Source organism: Paraburkholderia sp. UCT70, assembly GCF_050434085.1.
Taxonomy (GTDB): Bacteria; Pseudomonadota; Gammaproteobacteria; order Burkholderiales; family Burkholderiaceae; genus Paraburkholderia; species Paraburkholderia tuberum.
In genome coordinates this window covers 3,391,270-3,407,900 of sequence record NZ_JBNPVZ010000004.1, presented here as the reverse complement: position 1 = coordinate 3,407,900, position 16,631 = coordinate 3,391,270, and the positions used below count along the sequence as shown (strand labels likewise).

The 16,631-nt window shown below is 63.9% G+C and carries 19 protein-coding genes and 1 tRNA gene; 8 read left to right on the top strand and 12 right to left on the bottom strand.

Features of this window, described 5'->3' with window-relative positions; all coding sequences use genetic code 11:
• Positions 1 to 177: 177 nt before the first annotated feature.
• From OKW41_RS41480 to OKW41_RS41455, 6 genes are all read right to left on the bottom strand, one after another.
• Positions 178 to 1,464, bottom strand: coding sequence for a tyrosine-type recombinase/integrase (locus tag OKW41_RS41480; protein ID WP_429576012.1), 1,287 nt, complete (start codon positions 1,462 to 1,464; stop codon positions 178 to 180).
• 190 nt (positions 1,465 to 1,654) lie between these two features.
• Positions 1,655 to 1,730, bottom strand: a tRNA-Ala gene (locus tag OKW41_RS41475).
• 62 nt (positions 1,731 to 1,792) lie between these two features.
• Positions 1,793 to 2,146: a c-type cytochrome gene (locus OKW41_RS41470; RefSeq protein WP_429453550.1), complete on the bottom strand. Its 354-nt coding sequence runs from the start codon at positions 2,144 to 2,146 to the stop codon at positions 1,793 to 1,795.
• Complete coding sequence (locus OKW41_RS41465) at positions 2,146 to 2,937, bottom strand: BON domain-containing protein (protein WP_429453552.1); 792 nt, start codon at positions 2,935 to 2,937, stop codon at positions 2,146 to 2,148. Before OKW41_RS41465 ends, OKW41_RS41470 begins: the two co-directional genes overlap by 1 nt.
• Positions 2,938 to 2,963: 26 nt before the next feature.
• Positions 2,964 to 3,551: a phosphoheptose isomerase gene (locus OKW41_RS41460; RefSeq protein ID WP_184068788.1), complete on the bottom strand. Its 588-nt coding sequence runs from the start codon at positions 3,549 to 3,551 to the stop codon at positions 2,964 to 2,966.
• A gap of 142 nt (positions 3,552 to 3,693) precedes the next feature.
• The gene (locus tag OKW41_RS41455) at positions 3,694 to 4,116 is read right to left on the bottom strand and encodes a YraN family protein (protein ID WP_429453554.1); all 423 of its coding nucleotides are present in this window, start codon (positions 4,114 to 4,116) and stop codon (positions 3,694 to 3,696) included.
• A gap of 88 nt (positions 4,117 to 4,204) precedes the next feature.
• Between OKW41_RS41455 and rsmI the strand changes: the two genes are divergently transcribed.
• Positions 4,205 to 5,089, top strand: coding sequence for a 16S rRNA (cytidine(1402)-2'-O)-methyltransferase (rsmI, locus tag OKW41_RS41450; RefSeq protein WP_429576011.1), 885 nt, complete (start codon positions 4,205 to 4,207; stop codon positions 5,087 to 5,089).
• A gap of 120 nt (positions 5,090 to 5,209) precedes the next feature.
• Here the strand turns inward: rsmI and OKW41_RS41445 are convergent, their stop codons facing one another.
• Positions 5,210 to 5,815, bottom strand: a complete 606-nt coding sequence (locus OKW41_RS41445) for a septal ring lytic transglycosylase RlpA family protein (protein ID WP_429453558.1) — start codon at positions 5,813 to 5,815, stop codon at positions 5,210 to 5,212.
• Positions 5,816 to 6,463: 648 nt separating this feature from the next.
• Between OKW41_RS41445 and OKW41_RS41440 the strand changes: the two genes are divergently transcribed.
• From OKW41_RS41440 to OKW41_RS41430, 3 genes are all read left to right on the top strand, one after another.
• Positions 6,464 to 7,108 (top strand): MBL fold metallo-hydrolase, encoded by a 645-nt coding sequence (locus OKW41_RS41440; RefSeq protein ID WP_429576010.1) that lies wholly within the window; start codon positions 6,464 to 6,466, stop codon positions 7,106 to 7,108.
• Entirely contained in the window at positions 7,105 to 7,737 is a 633-nt protein-coding gene (locus OKW41_RS41435) for an exonuclease (protein WP_429576009.1), read from the top strand. Before OKW41_RS41440 ends, OKW41_RS41435 begins: the two co-directional genes overlap by 4 nt.
• A 90-nt stretch (positions 7,738 to 7,827) precedes the next feature.
• Positions 7,828 to 8,286, top strand: a complete 459-nt coding sequence (locus tag OKW41_RS41430) for an Lrp/AsnC family transcriptional regulator (protein WP_012431468.1) — start codon at positions 7,828 to 7,830, stop codon at positions 8,284 to 8,286.
• A 63-nt stretch (positions 8,287 to 8,349) separates the two neighbouring features.
• On the opposite strand, the gene OKW41_RS41425 is transcribed toward OKW41_RS41430, so the two are convergent.
• Positions 8,350 to 9,543 carry a cation diffusion facilitator family transporter gene (locus tag OKW41_RS41425; RefSeq protein WP_429576008.1) on the bottom strand — a complete coding sequence of 398 codons (1,194 nt, stop codon included), beginning with the start codon at positions 9,541 to 9,543 and terminating at the stop codon, positions 8,350 to 8,352.
• On the opposite strand from OKW41_RS41425, the gene OKW41_RS41420 reads away from it, so the two are divergent.
• The gene (locus OKW41_RS41420) at positions 9,532 to 9,735 is read left to right on the top strand and encodes a hypothetical protein (RefSeq protein WP_429453565.1); all 204 of its coding nucleotides are present in this window, start codon (positions 9,532 to 9,534) and stop codon (positions 9,733 to 9,735) included. The two genes, OKW41_RS41425 and OKW41_RS41420, sit on opposite strands and share 12 nt — an antisense overlap.
• Positions 9,736 to 9,919: 184 nt before the next feature.
• On the opposite strand, the gene OKW41_RS41415 is transcribed toward OKW41_RS41420, so the two are convergent.
• Positions 9,920 to 10,222: an H-NS family nucleoid-associated regulatory protein gene (locus OKW41_RS41415; RefSeq protein WP_429453567.1), complete on the bottom strand. Its 303-nt coding sequence runs from the start codon at positions 10,220 to 10,222 to the stop codon at positions 9,920 to 9,922.
• A 389-nt stretch (positions 10,223 to 10,611) separates the two neighbouring features.
• On the bottom strand, positions 10,612 to 11,274 hold the full coding sequence (locus OKW41_RS41410) for a HugZ family protein (protein ID WP_184068800.1): 663 nt from the start codon (positions 11,272 to 11,274) through the stop codon (positions 10,612 to 10,614).
• A gap of 251 nt (positions 11,275 to 11,525) precedes the next feature.
• Here OKW41_RS41410 and OKW41_RS41405 point away from each other — a divergent pair, with 251 nt between their 5' ends.
• Positions 11,526 to 12,740: an MFS transporter gene (locus OKW41_RS41405; protein ID WP_429453571.1), complete on the top strand. Its 1,215-nt coding sequence runs from the start codon at positions 11,526 to 11,528 to the stop codon at positions 12,738 to 12,740.
• A 106-nt stretch (positions 12,741 to 12,846) separates the two neighbouring features.
• Here OKW41_RS41405 and OKW41_RS41400 read toward each other — a convergent pair whose 3' ends face one another.
• Positions 12,847 to 13,992 (bottom strand): branched-chain amino acid ABC transporter substrate-binding protein, encoded by a 1,146-nt coding sequence (locus OKW41_RS41400; RefSeq protein ID WP_429453573.1) that lies wholly within the window; start codon positions 13,990 to 13,992, stop codon positions 12,847 to 12,849.
• Between the two features lie 450 nt (positions 13,993 to 14,442).
• Positions 14,443 to 15,546, bottom strand: coding sequence for an NAD(P)H-dependent flavin oxidoreductase (locus OKW41_RS41395; protein WP_429576007.1), 1,104 nt, complete (start codon positions 15,544 to 15,546; stop codon positions 14,443 to 14,445).
• Here OKW41_RS41395 and OKW41_RS41390 point away from each other — a divergent pair.
• Together OKW41_RS41390 and OKW41_RS41385 are read left to right on the top strand one after the other, a co-directional pair.
• The gene (locus tag OKW41_RS41390) at positions 15,545 to 15,772 is read left to right on the top strand and encodes a hypothetical protein (RefSeq protein ID WP_429576006.1); all 228 of its coding nucleotides are present in this window, start codon (positions 15,545 to 15,547) and stop codon (positions 15,770 to 15,772) included. The two genes, OKW41_RS41395 and OKW41_RS41390, sit on opposite strands and share 2 nt — an antisense overlap.
• Positions 15,773 to 15,867: 95 nt before the next feature.
• Entirely contained in the window at positions 15,868 to 16,566 is a 699-nt protein-coding gene (locus OKW41_RS41385) for a dienelactone hydrolase family protein (RefSeq protein WP_429453577.1), read from the top strand.
• Positions 16,567 to 16,631: the final 65 nt, after the last annotated feature.

The window sequence follows — 16,631 nt, the reverse complement described above, 5'->3', positions numbered from 1 at the left end:
CCGATCGATCACATTCGTCATAATGTATGCGGGAGCGACAGCTCCTATGTTAACCGCAACCGCTTGCGAAGCTAAAACAGACTACTTGCATCCACGCGGCGGCCGCTCGTCAGCTACTCGCCGACGCTCCGCAAGAAAGGCTACTTTTGAGCGATCCGTTGCGCTAGGTGTCTGGTTTCAGTCAAGTTGCGATGGAGTTTCTGTTATCGAACAACTCAAGCGGTAATTCCCACTACAACGAAGCTCACTTCGAACGCCTCTTGGCCTAATCGGACCCACCTCTGCCCCGGCCTTCAACCGATCCAGATAATCGGCCCACGCCTGCATCATCGCGATCCGGTCATCGATGAACCGCGTACGGTTGTACGCACTTCCGAGCGAGTCGGGCACCCGATGTGCCAACTGGTGCTCGATGACTTCCGCCGGAAACCGGAGCCGTTCATGCAGGATGGTCCGGGCCATCGCCCGGAATCCGTGGCCCGTGATCTCGGTTTTCGTATCGAAGCCCAGCCGCTGCAGCGCGGCATTGATCGCCGCGCCGCTCATGGGTTTCCTGCGATCCCGACCTGTAAAGACGCAACGCCATTTTCCGGTCAGCGCCTGCAACTCTTTCAGGATCTCCACCGCCTGCGCAGCCAGTGGTACCAGATGCTCCGTGTTTGTCTTCGAGACGGTATAACGCCATTCGCGCCGTTCCAGATCAATCTGCGCCCACTCGGCCTGCCGCAACTCTCCGGGCCGCACGAACAGCAACGGCGCGAGTTGCAGCGCCGCGCGGACGACCAGTGTCCCGGAAAAGCCATCAAAGGCGCGCAGCATTTCGCCGACCTTCTGTGGATCCGTAATCGAGGCGAAGTGGGTATGCCGGTTGGGCCGCAGCGCGCCGCGTAAATCGGCGCTTACGTCGCGCGTAGCGCGCCCGGTCACCACGGCGTAGCGAAAGATCTGACCGCAGTTCTGCTGAAGCCGGTGTGCGGTGTCGTGAGCACCGCGCTTCTCGGCACGGCGCAGCACTTCGAGAACTTCAGGTGGGCTGATGTCGGCAATGGGACGGGAGCCAAGCCACGGAAACAGGTCCTTCTTCAGCCGCCCCATGATCTTCTCGGAGTGGCTCGGTGCCCAGCCGGGCGCCTGCTGCTCGAACCACTCGAGCGCGACGGCCTCGAAGGTGGTGGCGGCGTTGAGCCGCGCCAGGCGTTTCTTGTCCTTCTTGGCCTGGCCGGGATCGATGCCATCGGCGAGCATCGCACGGGCTTCGTCGCGCTTTCTGCGGGCGTGGGCGAGTGTGACATCCGGATAGACGCCCAGCGCCAGCTTTCGCTCCCGGTCGTTGAACCGGTATTTGAGGCGCCAGTATTTGCCGCCGGACGGAGAAATCTCGAGATACATTCCGCGGCCGTCGGAGACCCGGTACGTCTTCTCCTGCGCGGCAGCCCGGCGAACTTCCAGATCGGTAAGAGGCATGGGACACCTCCTGCAACGTGGGGGCCTAAATTTCGGATGGGCTCAAAAATGAGCCTGAGGCCCCCAAACCTGCGCCGAAAGGCCCCCGGCTGTCAACGGAAACCATAATCCCGAAGTGGAAACAAAAACCCCGCGAGCCTTACGGGACGCGGGGTTTGCGGAATACTCTGGAACTGCCAGGACTACCTGATGGTGGAGAGGAGGAGGATCGAACTCCCGACCTTCGCATTGCGAACGCGACGCTCTCCCAGCTGAGCTACCCCCCCAACAAAAATAATTCTAGCACAGCCATTTTCCCTTTTGCCAAGCCTCCAGCCCCGGGAAAACCTCATCTGGACGGCGCGCCCGCGAGCACCCAGTCGACCACCGCGCGGATGTCCGCATCGTTCATCGATTGATGGGCCGGCATCGGAATCATGCCCCATACGCCGGAGCCGCCGTCCTTCACCTTGCGCGCGAGTTTGGCCGGCGCCTGCCCGTCGCCCTTGTACTTCGCGGCGATTTGCTGGAACGACGGACCAACCAGCTTGCGATCGACGGCGTGACAGCCCATGCATGCATTCGCGGCGGCGACCTGCTGGCCGCGCGGCGCCTCGGCCGCGCGAGCAACCGACGTCATCGTGCCCGCCACCGCGCCCACCACCAACGCGAACACGGCACCCGCACGCGTCACACCGCGCATCAAGGCACCGCCTTCGGATTACCCGGCCGCACCGACGTCGACGAGTTGACCGGCGCAGGCGCCTGCTGATCGAGCGGCCGCGCGCTCACCGACGAATCGGGAATCGCGCCGACCGTCGGCTCGCTGACCTCGGGCTGCGAGGCGGCCACCGGCGCCGTCGCACCGGCGGCCGCAGCAGCTTCGGCTTCCTGCGGCTGGATGTACTGGAACACCTTGACCACCTGCACGACGCCCGGCACGCGGCTCGTGACGTCGGCGCCGATATTGCCCTCATTCATCGTGACGAGGCCCATCAGATAGACGTTGCCGCGCTCGGCCACGACCTTGAAGTTGTTCGCCGAAATGTTCTTCTCGGCGATCAGAGCGGTCTTCACGCGCGTTTCGAGGTAGGTGTCATTGGTGCGCGACGAGAACGAGCTCGCCGGCACGATCGCCAGTTCATTGACGATCGTATTCACGTTGTTCATGTTCCGCACGATGCTCTCGGCACGCTGCTTCGACGCCTCGCCCGCGACCTCGCCGGTCAGCAGTACGCGGCGGTTGAACACCGTGACGTTGACGTGCGCGGAGTCCGGCAGATTCTGGCTGATCTGCGACAGCGCCTTCACCTGAATCTCGCGATCCTCGGTCTGCGCGCCGAGCGTGCGGCGGTCGGTCGCCATCAGCGCGCCGCCGCCCGCCGCCGCCCCGACAGCGAGAAAGCAGCCTTGCAGCGTGGCCGACAGGCCCGCCGCGACCCCGACCACGAGCACGGTTCTCACCAGTGTCTTCTTGATGCGGAAAACGCTCATCAACTAGCTCTCCTTCGAAATCAGTCTCAGTCTTCGCCGAGCAACATGGCATCGATGCCGTCGCACAGGCAATGGATGGTCAGCAGGTGCACTTCCTGGATGCGCGCCGTGCGGTCGGACGGCACGCACACGTGAATGTCGGTGTCGCTCAGCACTTGCTGCGCGCGTCCGCCGCCCTTGCCGGTCAGCGCAACGACGATCATTTCGCGCTCATGCGCGGCTTCGATCGCGGCGAGCACGTTCGCGGAATTGCCGGATGTGGTGATCGCGAGCAACACGTCGCCGGGCTGACCGAGCGCCCAGACCTGTTTCGCGTAGATCTGTTCGAACGAATAGTCGTTGGCGATCGCGGTGAGCACGGAGGTGTCGGTGCTGAGCGCAATGGCCGGCAGACCTGGCCGCTCGCGCTCGAAGCGGCCAATCAGCTCGGCCGCGAAATGCTGCGCGTCGGCGGCCGAACCGCCGTTGCCGCACGCGAGGATGCGATTGCCGTTGGCGAGCGCGGCGAACATCGTGTCGATCGCGGCGGCGATCGGCATCGACAGGGTTTCGAGGGCTTCGAGTTTGACTGCCGCGCTGTCGCGAAAGTGTTGTTGGATGCGTTCGACTGACATCGAGTCTCTATCTTCTACCGCGAATGGACCGCACTGCGCGGCCGTGTTGTGAAGTCATACTGCCAGGCTGTGGCCGCCGATGAGTTCGCGCGGCATGCGAGCGCAAGTTTATCGCACTCACGCGCGTTCTCTGCGCTGTCGGTCAGACTTCGTCGGCGCGAAACGCATCGCGCAACCACACGAGCCTGCCGCTCTCGAACGCGACGACGTCGAAACGGCACGCGGGTTCGTCGCGCGGGCCGCGGTTCGTCGTGGCGCGCGTCGCGAGATAGTGCCGCGCCGCTCGCACGATGCGCTGTCTCTTCTGCCAACCGATGCTCGCAGCCGCACCGCCATAATGCCGCTGCGCACGCGCGCGAACTTCGACGAACACCAGCGCGCCGTCACGATCACTCATCACGAGATCGATCTCGCCGCCCCGACATGCGACGTTGCGCGCCACGAAGCGCAGACGCTGGCGCTGCAAAAATTCTCGCGCGCGTGCTTCGAAAGCCGCGCCGACGGATTTGGACTGGTGAGCGCAGGAAAAGTTGTGGGCGGTTTTTGGACCGGCGTTTATGGGCATCTTTTGCGCAGTGTTCGGCGGGGCCTGCTCGCGCAAGCCCACATGGCACAATGTCGGCCTCGTTCCGTCTGTTTGTGTCTTCCGTGTCATGACTCCTCTCTCCGAACTCGCGCAAGGGCAGCAGTACCCCGCCGCCGTGCTGTATGTGGTGGCCACGCCGATCGGCAACATCGCCGACATCACGCTGCGCGCGCTGCACGTGCTCGGACTCGCGGACCGCATCGCCGCCGAGGACACCCGCAACACCGGTCAGCTGCTCGCGCGCTACGGCATCTCGAAGCCGCTCGTCGCCGTGCATCAGCACAACGAGCGCACCGCCGCGCAGCGCGTGATCGAGTATCTGCAGGCCGGCGAGCGCGTGGCCTACGTGTCCGACGCGGGCACGCCAGGCATCTCGGACCCCGGCGCCAAGCTCGTCGATGCCGTGCGCGAGGCCGGCTTCGTGGTGGTCCCGCTGCCCGGCGCGAGTGCGCTCGCCACCGCGCTCAGCGCAACCGGCGACTGGGTCGCGACGTTCTCGTTCCTCGGCTTCCTCCCGCCAAAGCCGAAGGCGCGCGCCACCGCCTTGCAGGCGCTCGCGCAACATCCTCACGCGATGGTGTTCTACGAAGCGCCGCACAGGATCGTCGAGACGGTGCAGGCGCTCGCCGATGCGTTCGGCGGCACACGCCGTCTGCTGATCGCGCGGGAACTGACGAAGTTACACGAAGCCCTGCACCAGGGCACCCTGGCCGAAGGGCCAACGTGGCTCGCTGCCGACGCGAACCGGCAGCGTGGCGAATTCGTGCTGGTGGTCGAAGGCGCGGCGCCCGAAGCGGCCGGCGAGCACGATCACGACGCGCTGCTCGGCATCCTGCTGGAAGAATTGACGGTGAGCAGCGCGGCGAAGGTCGCGGCGGCGCTCACGGGCGCATCGCGCAATGCGTTGTACACGCGCGCGCTGGCGCTGAAGGAAGACAAGCCCGACGCCTGAGAGCGAAGCCGGGCGGGTAAGCGGCGGACGGCAAACGAAACGGGCCGCATGTCGCGGCCCTTCGATTTTCTACAGACGGTTGGTTCACCCGACGCGGCATCATCGCCACGTAACGTCACATCACTTGTTCGAATCCGAGTTCGACGCGAGCGTCTCGTTCAGCTCGGCGCGCGCTTCCTGTTGCGTGAGCCCTTCAATCTTGACCCGCGCGGTGCCGGTGTGGCGCATGTCGAGCATGGCGGCGGCCGCCATCGACAGGTCGATCACGCGGCCGCGGGCGTACGGGCCGCGGTCGTTGATCCGTACGATCACCGAGCGCGAATTGGCCGGATTGGTCACGCGCACGTACGAGCCGAGCGGCAGCGTGCGATGCGCGGCCGTCAGGGCATGCATGTCGTAGCGCTCGCCATTGGCGGTGCGGCGGCCGTGGAAGAAGCGTCCGTACCACGACGCGCGTCCGATCTGATGGAAGTCCGCGACGTCTACGCCGTCGTCGGTGAGCGGCTGCGCGTCAGCCAGCGGCGACGCGGGCGCGCTCGACGCGCTCGGGCTCGAGGCCGGCGCGCTACCGAACGATTGCGGTCCGAAAGAGCTCAGGTGCGTGTTCTTTGTACTTTGTGGCGTGTCGTTCGCGGACGTATCGCGTGCGCCCGGAGGCGTGGCACAGCCGGCCAGTACAAAAAAGGTAAAAAGAGTCCCTAGACCACGGGTTAGCCCAGTTTTCATAAGACGTGCAATCACATTGTCGAGCCGCGTCACCCGCAAACTGCTGGGTATGTTGCTTGCGGCTCCGGCGGCAGGGACGACAACGCGCCGCGCGAAAAAGCGCAGTACGTCAAAGCCCGGATACGGCTCACTCAGCCGCTACCGCACGGTTAATTTTCACGTCTGGCGCAACCTGTCCCGGCAGCCTGACCAGACCCCACATGCCGCCAACTGAACGTGGCAATGACACGTTCTTGCGCGCGCAATTCAGCGCGCAGGAACGGCGGCGTAGGCCCCACCCAGCGTCACGGAGATTAATTCCGTAGCAGGCGCGCGGCGCCTGGCTGGGCAAGACGTGTGCATCGAACGCATCGATACTGGATGGCCGTCGGCATTCCGACAGCCCTTACTTGAACGGCGAGCGGCATTCCCTTTTGGTGGGAACACATCGCCTTGTGGCAGCACAATTCCTAGTGCATGGAGTCCATTATACCCAAAACTTTTTTCTGGGATGGCGGGCTGCTCAAAAACTTGATCAATCTTCACATTTATCGCAAAAATGAACATACGAAAGACCGAGACGGGCCGTGAGTCGGCCCCGTCGCATGGGCGGCGGAGGCTGTCGCGAGGCCCGGTACAATCAACGTTTTTCCAGCGCGTCGTCCAGCCATGAAAGTCACCCTGATCCCCGTCACGCCGTTCCAGCAGAACTGCTCGCTGCTCGTTTGCGAGGCCACCGGGCGCGCGGCCGTCGTCGATCCGGGCGGCGACCTCGACACGATCCAGCGCGAGATCGCGCGGCAGAACGTGACCGTCGAAAAGGTCTTGCTGACCCATGGCCACATCGATCACTGCGCTGGCGCGAAGACACTCGCCACCCACTACGGCGTGCCGATCGAAGGTCCGCATCCCGACGAACGCTTCTGGCTCGACAAGCTGCCGGACCAGAGCACGCGCTTCGGCTTCCCGGCCGCCGACGCCTTCGCGCCGGACCGCTGGCTACAAGACGGCGACACCGTGCAATTCGGCGACGAAACCCTCGAGGTCTATCACTGCCCCGGCCACACGCCGGGCCACGTGGTCTTCTTCAGCCGCGCGCACCGGCTTGCACTAGTTGGCGACGTGCTGTTCGCCGGCTCGATCGGCCGCACGGATTTCCCACGTGGCAATCATGCGGACCTGATCCGCTCGATCCGCGACAAACTCTGGCCGCTCGGCGACGACGTCACGTTCGTGCCCGGCCACGGCCCGACCTCGACGTTCGGCGCCGAGCGCCGCACGAATCCCTACGTCGCAGACGGAGTTGGCGCATGAGCAGCGAAATCTATGTGAGTACCGACGTCGAAGCGGACGGCCCGATCCCCGGCCCGCATTCGATGCTGAGCTTCGCGTCCGCCGCATACACCGAAGACAAGCAGCTGATCGCGACGTTTTCGGCGAATCTCGAACTGCTCGAAGGTGCAGCGCCGCATCCGGTTCAGGAAGCGTGGTGGAAGACGCAGCCGGAAGCATGGACGGCCTGCCGCCAGGACTTGCAGAAACCCGAGGCCGCCCTGACCGCCTATGTCGAATGGGTCGAGGCGCTGCCGGGCAAGCCGGTGTTCGTCGCGATGCCGGCCGGCTTCGACTTCACCTATATGTTCTGGTACATGATGCGCTTCGTCGGCCGCTGCCCGTTTTCGTGGTCGGCGCTCGACATCAAGACGCTCGCGTTCGCGATGACCGGCCTGCCGTACCGCAAGAACATCAAGCCGCGCTTTCCGAAGCACTGGTTCGACGACCATCCGCATACGCACGTCGCGCTTGACGACGCGATCGAGCAGGGTGCCCTCTTTTGCAACATGCTGAAGGACTTGCGCGCGCGTCAGCCCGAACTGCCGGGGGACGGCAAGGATGATGGGGACGGCTCAGGGCAAAACGCCGCTCCCGACCCGGTAAATTAGGCAATCTCGCTCGCGAGAGCCGTTTTACATTGCGTTTCGTTTTCGCGCCCTCTACCATGCGTTGATACGGCGACGCTAACGGAGGCGCAGTTGACACTCGATACGTTCTCACAGAAGATCCTGCGCCTTCTGCAGCTCGACGCACGTCGTTCCGTGCAGGAAATCTCCGACCAGGTCGGGCTGTCGAGCACGCCGTGCTGGCGGCGCATCAAGGACATGGAACAGTCGGGCGTGATCCAGCGCTACACGGCGCTGCTCGATCGCGAAAAGCTCGGCTTGCACGTGTGCGCGCTCGCGCATATCCATCTGACGCGCCATACCGAAGGCGGCGTCGAGCAGTTCGAGCGGGAAATCGCCACCTGCCCCGAAGTGACCGAGTGCTACAGCACGACCGGTGAATCCGATTACATCCTCAAGATCGTCGCGCCGGACATCAAGGCCTACGACAGCTTCCTGCACGAACGCATTTTCAAGATTCCGGCCGTCGCGCAGGTGCGTACGAGCGTCGTGCTGCGCGAAATCAAGTTCGATACGCAGTTGCCGTTGTGACGGATCCCGCCGCCGCGGGCGGCATGAAGGTTCGCGGCATCGGATGTCCGAAACTCGTCGGACTCAGGCGGCGTTGTGAGGCTCCGTGGCGGTTGACCGACCGCTGGGGGCGACGCCAGTCTTGAGTTCCGCCGCCGAACCGCCTTGCGCGGCCGAGATATCCCGTTGCAGCAGCACGTCTAGCTTGCGCGCGCCGAGACGACGCTTGAGCGCCTCCAGATCGACGCGCCCAAGCGACTGCGCCTCGCTTTCCAGCAGAGGCGCGGCCTCGGGGCCGTCTGCAGCGCGCCCTTGAACGGACGCTGCCGCCGGTAACACCACCGCCACGTCGAGCCCCGTGCTCAGGTAGTGCAGATTTATCGCAGCGGCCTGCAAGCCCCCGGCCGCCAGCGCCGCGTCGACCTCGGCGCTCACGCGCTCCCTCGGTGGCAGATCGACCGGTGGATGCGCGAGTGCATCGTTTTCCGGATCGACGTGGATCAGCGCGTCGAGCACGCGCTTGTCGGTCAGCACGCGCAGACGCGCCGACTCCGCGATGTAATGCCCTTCCGATACCGAAATCATCGGATCGACCAGAATGTGCGCGTCGACGAGCGCGAAATCGCCCATCTTGCGCGTACGCATTTCGTGCACGTCACGCACGCCGGGGGTGGACATCAGCAATGCGCGCATGTCGGCCGCGGCGGTTTCGTCGAGCGCGCGGTCCGACAGATCCTGCAGCGCGTCCCAACCGAAGATCCAGCCCATGCGCGCGACCATGAAACCGACGATGGCCGCTGCGATCGGGTCGAGCAACCGCAAGCCGGCGAGACTGCCGATCACGCCGATTCCCACCACCAGCGACGACGCCGCGTCCGAGCGCGCGTGCCATGCGTTCGCGATCAGCATCGCGGAACGCACGCGCTTCGCCTCGCGCAGCATGTAGCGAAACAGCGCTTCCTTGCAGACCAGCACGAGCGCCGCGACCGCGAGCGCGCTCATGTGCACGGCGGGAATATTTTGCAGGTCGGCGAGCCGCGTACCGGCGCGCCACAACATGCCGACGCCGACCGAGATCAGCAGCGCGCCGAGAAATAACGACGCCACCGTCTCATAACGGCTATGCCCGTAATTGTGATCCGCGTCGGGCTTGGCCCCGCTGTGCCGATTGGCAATCAGCACGACAAAATCGGAAATAAGATCGGCAAGGGAATGGACACCGTCGGCAACTAGCGCCTGCGAGTGCGCGACCGTGCCGATGGCGATTTGCAGCGTCATCAACACGCTATTGAGCGCAATACTCGCAAAAGTACTTTTGCGCGCAACGCGTTGTTTCTCGGTGGTTTGGGCGATCGTGGCGGACTGCATGCTGAAAAGGCGGAAAGGACAATTATTGTTATTGTACCCGCCACGAATCGCGCGCGCAGGGAAAAGCAGAAAAAAACCTTTTTAAATCAATCGCTTATCTAAACGAAAAGCATTCGCGTTCCAGCTGCCTGAAGCGCATGCGACAAAGAACTCGGCGCCGCAAATGACGAAAGCCGCGCCCTGAACGGTGCGCGGCTTTTTCAGATTCTGCAGCAGGCTATAAACGCGGTGGATTGCCGCTATTCGTACTACGTGCGGCCAACCCTCACTGCCCGCCTGATCGTGATTACTTCTGGATCAGAAACTTTTCGCGATCAAGACCCGCAATCCAGCGCGGCGGCTTGCCGCGACCGGACCACGTGCTGCCGCTTTCCGGATCGCGATATTTAGGCGCGACGCCTGCGCGCGGCCGGCTCCCTTTAGCGCCTTTCGGTGCGCGGCCGCCGCCGAGTTCGCTCAGTGAAATGCCGTAATCCGCCATCTTCTGCTTGATTTCATTCAAGACTTCCGCGTATTCGCGCGACTTCGCTTCTTCAATCTGCTTTTCGAGCTTCTCGCGCTGTGCGAGCAGTTCCTTGTAAGAAGACATAGGTTCCCTTGTGGTATGGATAAATGACCGCCGGTCTTTTGCCGACTCGCCTTTGAAGGTTTCATGCCTCGGAATTTGACGGCGAGATTAACACAAAATAGAAAGGCTGGATAAGTAACCGGACAAAATTAATTTAAATTCGTTTCAAAAAGTTTCCTGCGCTGCTTTTGGGTCGGACTACAAATCCTGATTTCGCATGTCGCTGAAAAAGTCCACTGATCTGCATATTTACACCATTTAACTATCAAGAAATGAGACTTGAGCCGTCTATTGCACATCGAACATTTCACGGCATGAAAGCTTTGACTTGGATAAGCCGCGCACTATTGAGACAAAGACCCGTTCGTCGCGACCGGCGCATGCGTGTTTTCCCGATAAACGATAAATACTTAATCCGCATGCCGCTCGATGCAGACTTCGAGCGCGGCGTGCAATGTCCCGGTATCGGACCGGGCGCCATCGAATGCGAAACGGTGGCGCACGCCGTTGCGTTTCAGATCGGCGCCATAACGGTCGACACCCAGCAATTCGACGCCGCCCGCGCCACTCAGCCGGTGACCGAATTCCGCGATCAGCGCGTCCTCCTCGCTGACTGCAAGCGGCGGCAGCGGATCGAGTTCGGCGCCATCGAGCCAGCCCATCGCGCCAAAGCCGCCGATGTAGCGCAGCCGCTGGACCTCCATGATCCAGAACGTGAAATCGCCCAGCATCAGGTAGCGCTCCGCGTCCGGGTGATAGCGCAGGTAGCGCCGCGCCAGTTCCGGGCTCGAGCCGACCGGCTCGAAGCGGCCGAGCAGCGTGACGCGCTGGCCGCCCAGCACGTCGCCGTCGGGTGCGTCGACGGCCAGAAAACCGGCGCGCGGATCGGTGTGCAGGTTGTGCGTGTGCTCCGCGAGCCGGCTCACGAGGATCGTCGGACGATGCCGCGCGTCCGGCGCGAACGGCAGCACCGACGGATACGGAAAGCCCTCGGGCTGGCGAGCATGCGTGGCGAGCGTGCCGACCGTGGCCGTGTGCAGCAGATGCAGCGGAGCGTGAGCCGGAATGTTCAACTGAGCGTTCCTCGGTGAATTAGAAATGAACGGAAAGCGGTGAGCGGCAGAAAAGCCGCCGCGCACGGCAATGCAAAAACCAACTGCGGCGTGCCATGGCATGACAGCCGGCAATACCGCCAGGTTCCATCCTCCAGCCTATCAATCGTATGCGCCCGATCCCACGGCTCCAAGCATTCGGCACCACGCTTCGATAGAATCGAAGATCCGCTTTCAATGCGCTTTCTCGCGCACTTCGCCTCGAGACCTCCGTGCCCGATCACCAAGCTTCCGAATTCGCCGTCCTGCCCGCCGCGCATCGCAATCTGTCTGTCACCGCACGGCAACGCGCACGCATTGCCACGATGGCGGTGTTTTTCATCGCCGGCATGATGTACGCCTCGTGGGGCGTGCACGTGCCAACGGTGCGCGACCGCTTCCATCTGAATCCGGCGATGCTGTCGTTCGCGTTGTTCGCGGTGGCGGGCGGATCGATCGGCGCGATGGTGACCAATGCGTCGTGGATCGCGCGGGTCGGCACGCGCCGCGCCTGCCTGACCGGCGGCCTCGCGATGGCCGCCTGCGCCGCGCTGATCCTCGTCGTGCCGGCGTACTGGATCCTGCTCGTCGTGCTGGCCGTCTTCGGCGCGGGCATGGCCACGCTCGACGTCGCGATGAACGCCGAAGCGAGCGCCGTCGAAAAGGCGCTCGGCAAGCCGATCATGTCGTCGCTGCATGGGATGTTCAGCCTTGGCGGCATGTTCGGCGCGGCGGTGGGCGGGGCGCTGCTGTCGCGCGGCATGGCGCCGGCTCTGCATCTCGCGCTCGCCGCGGCGGCCAGCGCGCTCGTGCTGGTGCTCGCGTGCCCGTCGGTGCTGCCGCACGTGCCGCACGCCGAGCATCCCGATGCCGCGACGCCGCGCGCGAGCCGCTGGCGCTCGCCGGCGTTGTGGGCGCTCGGCACGATGGCGCTGGTCGCGCTGATCGCCGAAGGCGCGATGTACGACTGGGCCACGGTCTATATGCGCGATGTCGTGCTCTCGACGCCCGCGCTCGCCAGCGCCGCCTACGCGGCGTTTTCCGGCGGCATGGCGGCAGCGCGTTTTGCCGGCGACGCGGTGCGCGCCCGCTTCGGCGCGCCGCAACTCGTGATGATCAGTGCGGCGCTCGCCTGCGCCGGGATGGTCGACGCGCTGCTGCTGCCGAATCCGGTGGCCGCGCTCGCCGGCTTTGCGCTGATCGGCCTGGGCCTCGCGAACATGATGCCGGTGCTGTTCGCGGCGGCCGCGAGCGTGAAGGGCATCCACGCGGCCGAGGGGCTCGCGCACGTCGCGGGTCTGGCCTATTTCGGGTTGCTGCTCGGACCGGTGATCATCGGTGCGGTCGCGCAGGTGACCAATCTGACGATCGGGCTGTCGGTCGTCGCTGTGTGCGCCGCGATGATCGCGCTCGTCGGGCCGAAGGTGCTGCGGCGTTTGAAGATCTGACGCAAACGCAACGCCAAAAAGAAGAGGCACGCAAGCCTGACGGCCCACGTGCCTCTTTGGCGGCAAATCGAAGTGCGGCCCGACGCCGCCTTCGACCACAGCGAATTTACATCTTCACGACGTCGAGCAGCGTCTTCTTGCCTTGCTTGTAGTTGTACAGCGAGATCACGCCGTGCTGCAGGTCGCCCTTCGAGTCGAACGTCGTTTCGCCGATCACGCCCTTGTAGTCGGTCGTCGGCATCGCTGCCAGGATCTTCGCCGGATCGGTCGAGTTAGCGCGCTTCATCGCGTCGACGACGATGTACACCGCGTCATACGTGAACGGCGCGTAAATCTGGATCGGCTGGCCGAAGCGCTTCTCGTACTTCGTTTCGAACGCCTTGCCGCCCGCCATCTTTTCGAGCGCCATGCCGGCTTCCGAGCAGACGATGTTGTCGGTTGCGTCGCCGGCCAGGTCCGACAGCTTGTCGGTACACACGCCGTCACCTGCCAGCACCTTCGCGCGCAGGCCGAGCTGCTTCGCCTGCTTGGCGAACGGGCCGCCGGTCGCGTCCATGCCGCCGTACATGATCGCGTCGGGATTTTCACCCTTGATCTTCGTCAGAATCGCGCGGAAGTCGACGGCCTTGTCGTTCGTCGCGTCGTGCGACACGACGTTCATACCGAGCGACTTCGCCGTCTTCTCGAATTCGTTCGCGAGACCCTGGCCGTAAGCGGTCGAGTCGTCGACGATCGCGACGCTCTTCACCTTCATGCCCTTCGCCGCGTAGTTCGCGAGTGCCGGGCCTTGCTGCGCGTCGGTCGCGACGACGCGGTAGGTCGTCTTGAAGCCTTGCTGCGTGTAGGCCGGGTTCGTTGCCGACGGCGAGATCTGCACGATGCCCGCATCGCTATAGATCTTCGATGCCGGGATCGAGGTGCCCGAGTTCAGGTGGCCGACCACGGCGACGACCTTGTCGTCGACGAGCTTCTGCGCAACCTGCGTGGCCGTGCGGGGGTCGGCCGCGTCGTCCTGCGCGTCGAGTTGCAGCGTGACCTTCTGGCCGCCGATCGTCAGACCCTTCGCGTTGATTTCCTCGACGGCGAGGCGCGCGCCGTTCTCGTTGTCCTTACCCAGGTGAGCGATACCGCCAGTCAACGGCGCGACGTGACCGATCTTCACGACCGTGTCGGCCGCGGCCGATGTTGCCAACGTCGCGAACAGCACCGCCGCAGCGCTGATCGGCAACAGCTTTTGAATCTTGATGTTCATGTAAGTCTCCAGTTTCGGTCAAAACAACGTAATCGCCCTGTGCCCCGCTTCCCTACACGTGTCGCTCAGTCCCGTGGACGACCACGCCGGTTGCATCGTTCATGCACTTGGCCAGTACGTTTACCGGACTGTTTGTGACAGTTGGCAAACCGTACTTGCGCGCAAGTGTAGGCCATCAAATTAATTTGGGGGAATTTTTTGAGAAAGTGGGAACAACACTAATAGCGCAGTTCCCGGGCGAACCGCTCGTGGCTTGGGCGAGCGGGCCGGAAAGCCCCAGCCCATGCGGGTTTCCGCTAATTGGGAAGTTTCTCCGCGGGCGCGGATTTAGCCATTTTCCGGCTTCTGTCACATATGATTCGAAGGGTTTTTCAACTCAAAAATGTGGCGTGCCGCACAGGATTGTCAGCGCGGTAAAAAACTTAAATCAGCCTTAAATCGGCCATGCAATCAACGCAAGAACGCGGCGATTCGCACGGAGGCCGCCTGCCATTCCTGCTCGAGCTGCGCCATCAGTTCGATCGCGCCGATTGCTTCGGCGCGCGTGTGGCCAAGCGGCGCACCCTGCCCCGCCCACAACGACAGGTAATCGCCGTTCTGCGCACGTGCCGCGTTTTGCCGCAGCTCCTGCGTCAACGCGTTTTGCACCGGATACGGCGCGATGCCGTCCGCCGATTCGCGCAATCGTTGTATCAACGGATTGCGGATGCCGCGCGCGTGGCGGCCCGTGATCGCGCGCGTCACCGTGGTCGAGGTATCTGCCATGCCGCGCACGCGGGTTTTCCATACCTCGGGGATCGCGCTCTCGCGGGTGGTCAGAAACGCGGTGCCCATCACCGCGGCTTGCGCGCCGAGCGCGAGTGCCGCGACGATGCCGCGACCGTCCATGATGCCGCCGGCCGCGAGCACCGGCAGCCCGGTCGCGTCGACGAGTTGCGGCACGAGCGCCATCGTGCCGACCAGCGCATCTTCGAATGCGCCGATGAACGTGCCGCGATGCGCGCCCGCCTCCGCGCCTTGCGCGGCGACGGCATCGGCGCCCGCATCGCGCCACGCGATGCCTTCGGCAACATGCGTCGCAGTCCCAACTACATAGCTGCCGCTCGCGTGCAAACGCTCGACGTCGCCCGCTGCTAGCAGTCCGAACGTAAAGCCGGCGACCGGCACCCGCAATTCGATCAGCGTTTCCAGTTGCGCGCGAAAGTCAGGCGCATAGCGTGCGAGCGGCTGTCCCGGCGGCAAGCCGAGATCGGCGCGCAGCGGATCGATTGCGTCGAGCGCGCGGCGCACGGTGGCTTCATCGGGCGAGACCGGATCGAGCACGAACAGATTCACGCCGAACGGGCGATCGGTCAGCGCGCGAATCGCCGCGACCTCGCTCGCGATCTTCTCGGGCGCGAGCGCCGCCCCCGCGAGAAAACCAAGTCCGCCCGCATTGGATACCGCCGCGACGAGCGCCGGCGTCGTCGCGCCGCCGGCCATCGGCGCCTGCACGACGGGTACCCGCATCTGGAAGTGCTCGGCGAACGGCGTCACGAAACTGTCTTCATTCATGTTCGTTTCCTTCCGGCGCAAAGCCGTCGATGTGCTGATTCATGCGCTCGCCAACATGTTCGCGAGACGCGCTGACACGCGCGAGCCATCACGCGCTGACTTTACCGACACGCGCCATCGCGGAGAAATGAATTATCGAGATCGTTTCAATCGCCTGACGAGAATCGAAGCAGTTCGCATCACCCGCGAGGCCCCGTCCCGCCTCCCTGCAAGGCGATTCTTTTGATGGCAAACTAAGCGCCCGTTGCAGGGCCTCGTGGCCTTGAGCGTTTCGTACACACCGACCTCGCGCGGCGGTCGCGCGAGTCAATGGAGAACAGCATGAGCACGACTTCCCGATGGATCGACATCCCCGCCGGCAACGACAGTTTCGGCGGCTACCTCGCGCTGCCGAAGGGCGGCAAGGGACCGGCCGTCATCATCATTCAGGAAATCTTCGGCGTGAACGGCCATATCCGCTCGGTCGCGGATCAGTACGCGCAGGACGGCTATGTCGCGCTCGCCCCGGACGTGTTCTGGCGCGTGCAGCCGCGCGTCGAATTGACGTATGACGGCAAGGATCGCGAAAAGGGCATCGAGCTGATGCAGAAAACCAAGGTCGACGACGCGGTCGCCGACCTCGGCGCCGCCGCGGCCGCCTTGCGCGCGCTGCCGGAAGTGACCGGCAAGATCGCGGCGATCGGCTACTGCTTCGGCGGCCGTCTCGCCTATCTGACCGCGGCGGCCGGTTCGGTCGACGCCGCTGTCGCCTACTACGGCGGCGGCATCCATAACCATCTCGACAAAGCCGCGAACATCAAGGTGCCGATGCAGTTCCACTACGGCGAGCTCGACGCGCATATTCTGCCGTCGGACATCGGCCAGATTCAGGAGCGCTTCGCGGGTCGCGCCAACGTGCAATTCAACATCTACCCGAACGCCGATCACGGTTTCAACTGCTCGGAGCGTGCGTCGTACAACCAGCACGCGTCGGCATTGGCGCATGGCCGCACGCTGACGTTCCTCGGCGAGCGGATGTAATCCGCGGTTCCGGCATTCAGTCGGCCCCGCCGCGTTGCGCATGTGATCGCAAGCTCGCGCATTTG

What these genes read in the sequence shown, in the direction of transcription:
- OKW41_RS41480 (WP_429576012.1), bottom strand. Translation starts at nt 1,464, where the DNA reads ATGCCTCTTACCGATCTGGAAGTTCGCCGGGCTGCCGCGCAGGAGAAG.
- OKW41_RS41470 (WP_429453550.1), bottom strand. Translation starts at nt 2,146, where the DNA reads ATGCGCGGTGTGACGCGTGCGGGTGCCGTGTTCGCGTTGGTGGTGGGC.
- OKW41_RS41465 (WP_429453552.1), bottom strand. Translation starts at nt 2,937, where the DNA reads ATGAGCGTTTTCCGCATCAAGAAGACACTGGTGAGAACCGTGCTCGTG.
- OKW41_RS41460 (WP_184068788.1), bottom strand. Translation starts at nt 3,551, where the DNA reads ATGTCAGTCGAACGCATCCAACAACACTTTCGCGACAGCGCGGCAGTC.
- OKW41_RS41455 (WP_429453554.1), bottom strand. Translation starts at nt 4,116, where the DNA reads ATGCCCATAAACGCCGGTCCAAAAACCGCCCACAACTTTTCCTGCGCT.
- rsmI (WP_429576011.1), top strand. Translation starts at nt 4,205, where the DNA reads ATGACTCCTCTCTCCGAACTCGCGCAAGGGCAGCAGTACCCCGCCGCC.
- OKW41_RS41445 (WP_429453558.1), bottom strand. Translation starts at nt 5,815, where the DNA reads ATGAAAACTGGGCTAACCCGTGGTCTAGGGACTCTTTTTACCTTTTTT.
- OKW41_RS41440 (WP_429576010.1), top strand. Translation starts at nt 6,464, where the DNA reads ATGAAAGTCACCCTGATCCCCGTCACGCCGTTCCAGCAGAACTGCTCG.
- OKW41_RS41435 (WP_429576009.1), top strand. Translation starts at nt 7,105, where the DNA reads ATGAGCAGCGAAATCTATGTGAGTACCGACGTCGAAGCGGACGGCCCG.
- OKW41_RS41425 (WP_429576008.1), bottom strand. Translation starts at nt 9,543, where the DNA reads ATGACGCTGCAAATCGCCATCGGCACGGTCGCGCACTCGCAGGCGCTA.
- OKW41_RS41415 (WP_429453567.1), bottom strand. Translation starts at nt 10,222, where the DNA reads ATGTCTTCTTACAAGGAACTGCTCGCACAGCGCGAGAAGCTCGAAAAG.
- OKW41_RS41400 (WP_429453573.1), bottom strand. Translation starts at nt 13,992, where the DNA reads ATGAACATCAAGATTCAAAAGCTGTTGCCGATCAGCGCTGCGGCGGTG.
- OKW41_RS41390 (WP_429576006.1), top strand. Translation starts at nt 15,545, where the DNA reads ATGTTCGTTTCCTTCCGGCGCAAAGCCGTCGATGTGCTGATTCATGCG.
- OKW41_RS41395 (WP_429576007.1), bottom strand. Translation starts at nt 15,546, where the DNA reads ATGAATGAAGACAGTTTCGTGACGCCGTTCGCCGAGCACTTCCAGATG.
- OKW41_RS41385 (WP_429453577.1), top strand. Translation starts at nt 15,868, where the DNA reads ATGAGCACGACTTCCCGATGGATCGACATCCCCGCCGGCAACGACAGT.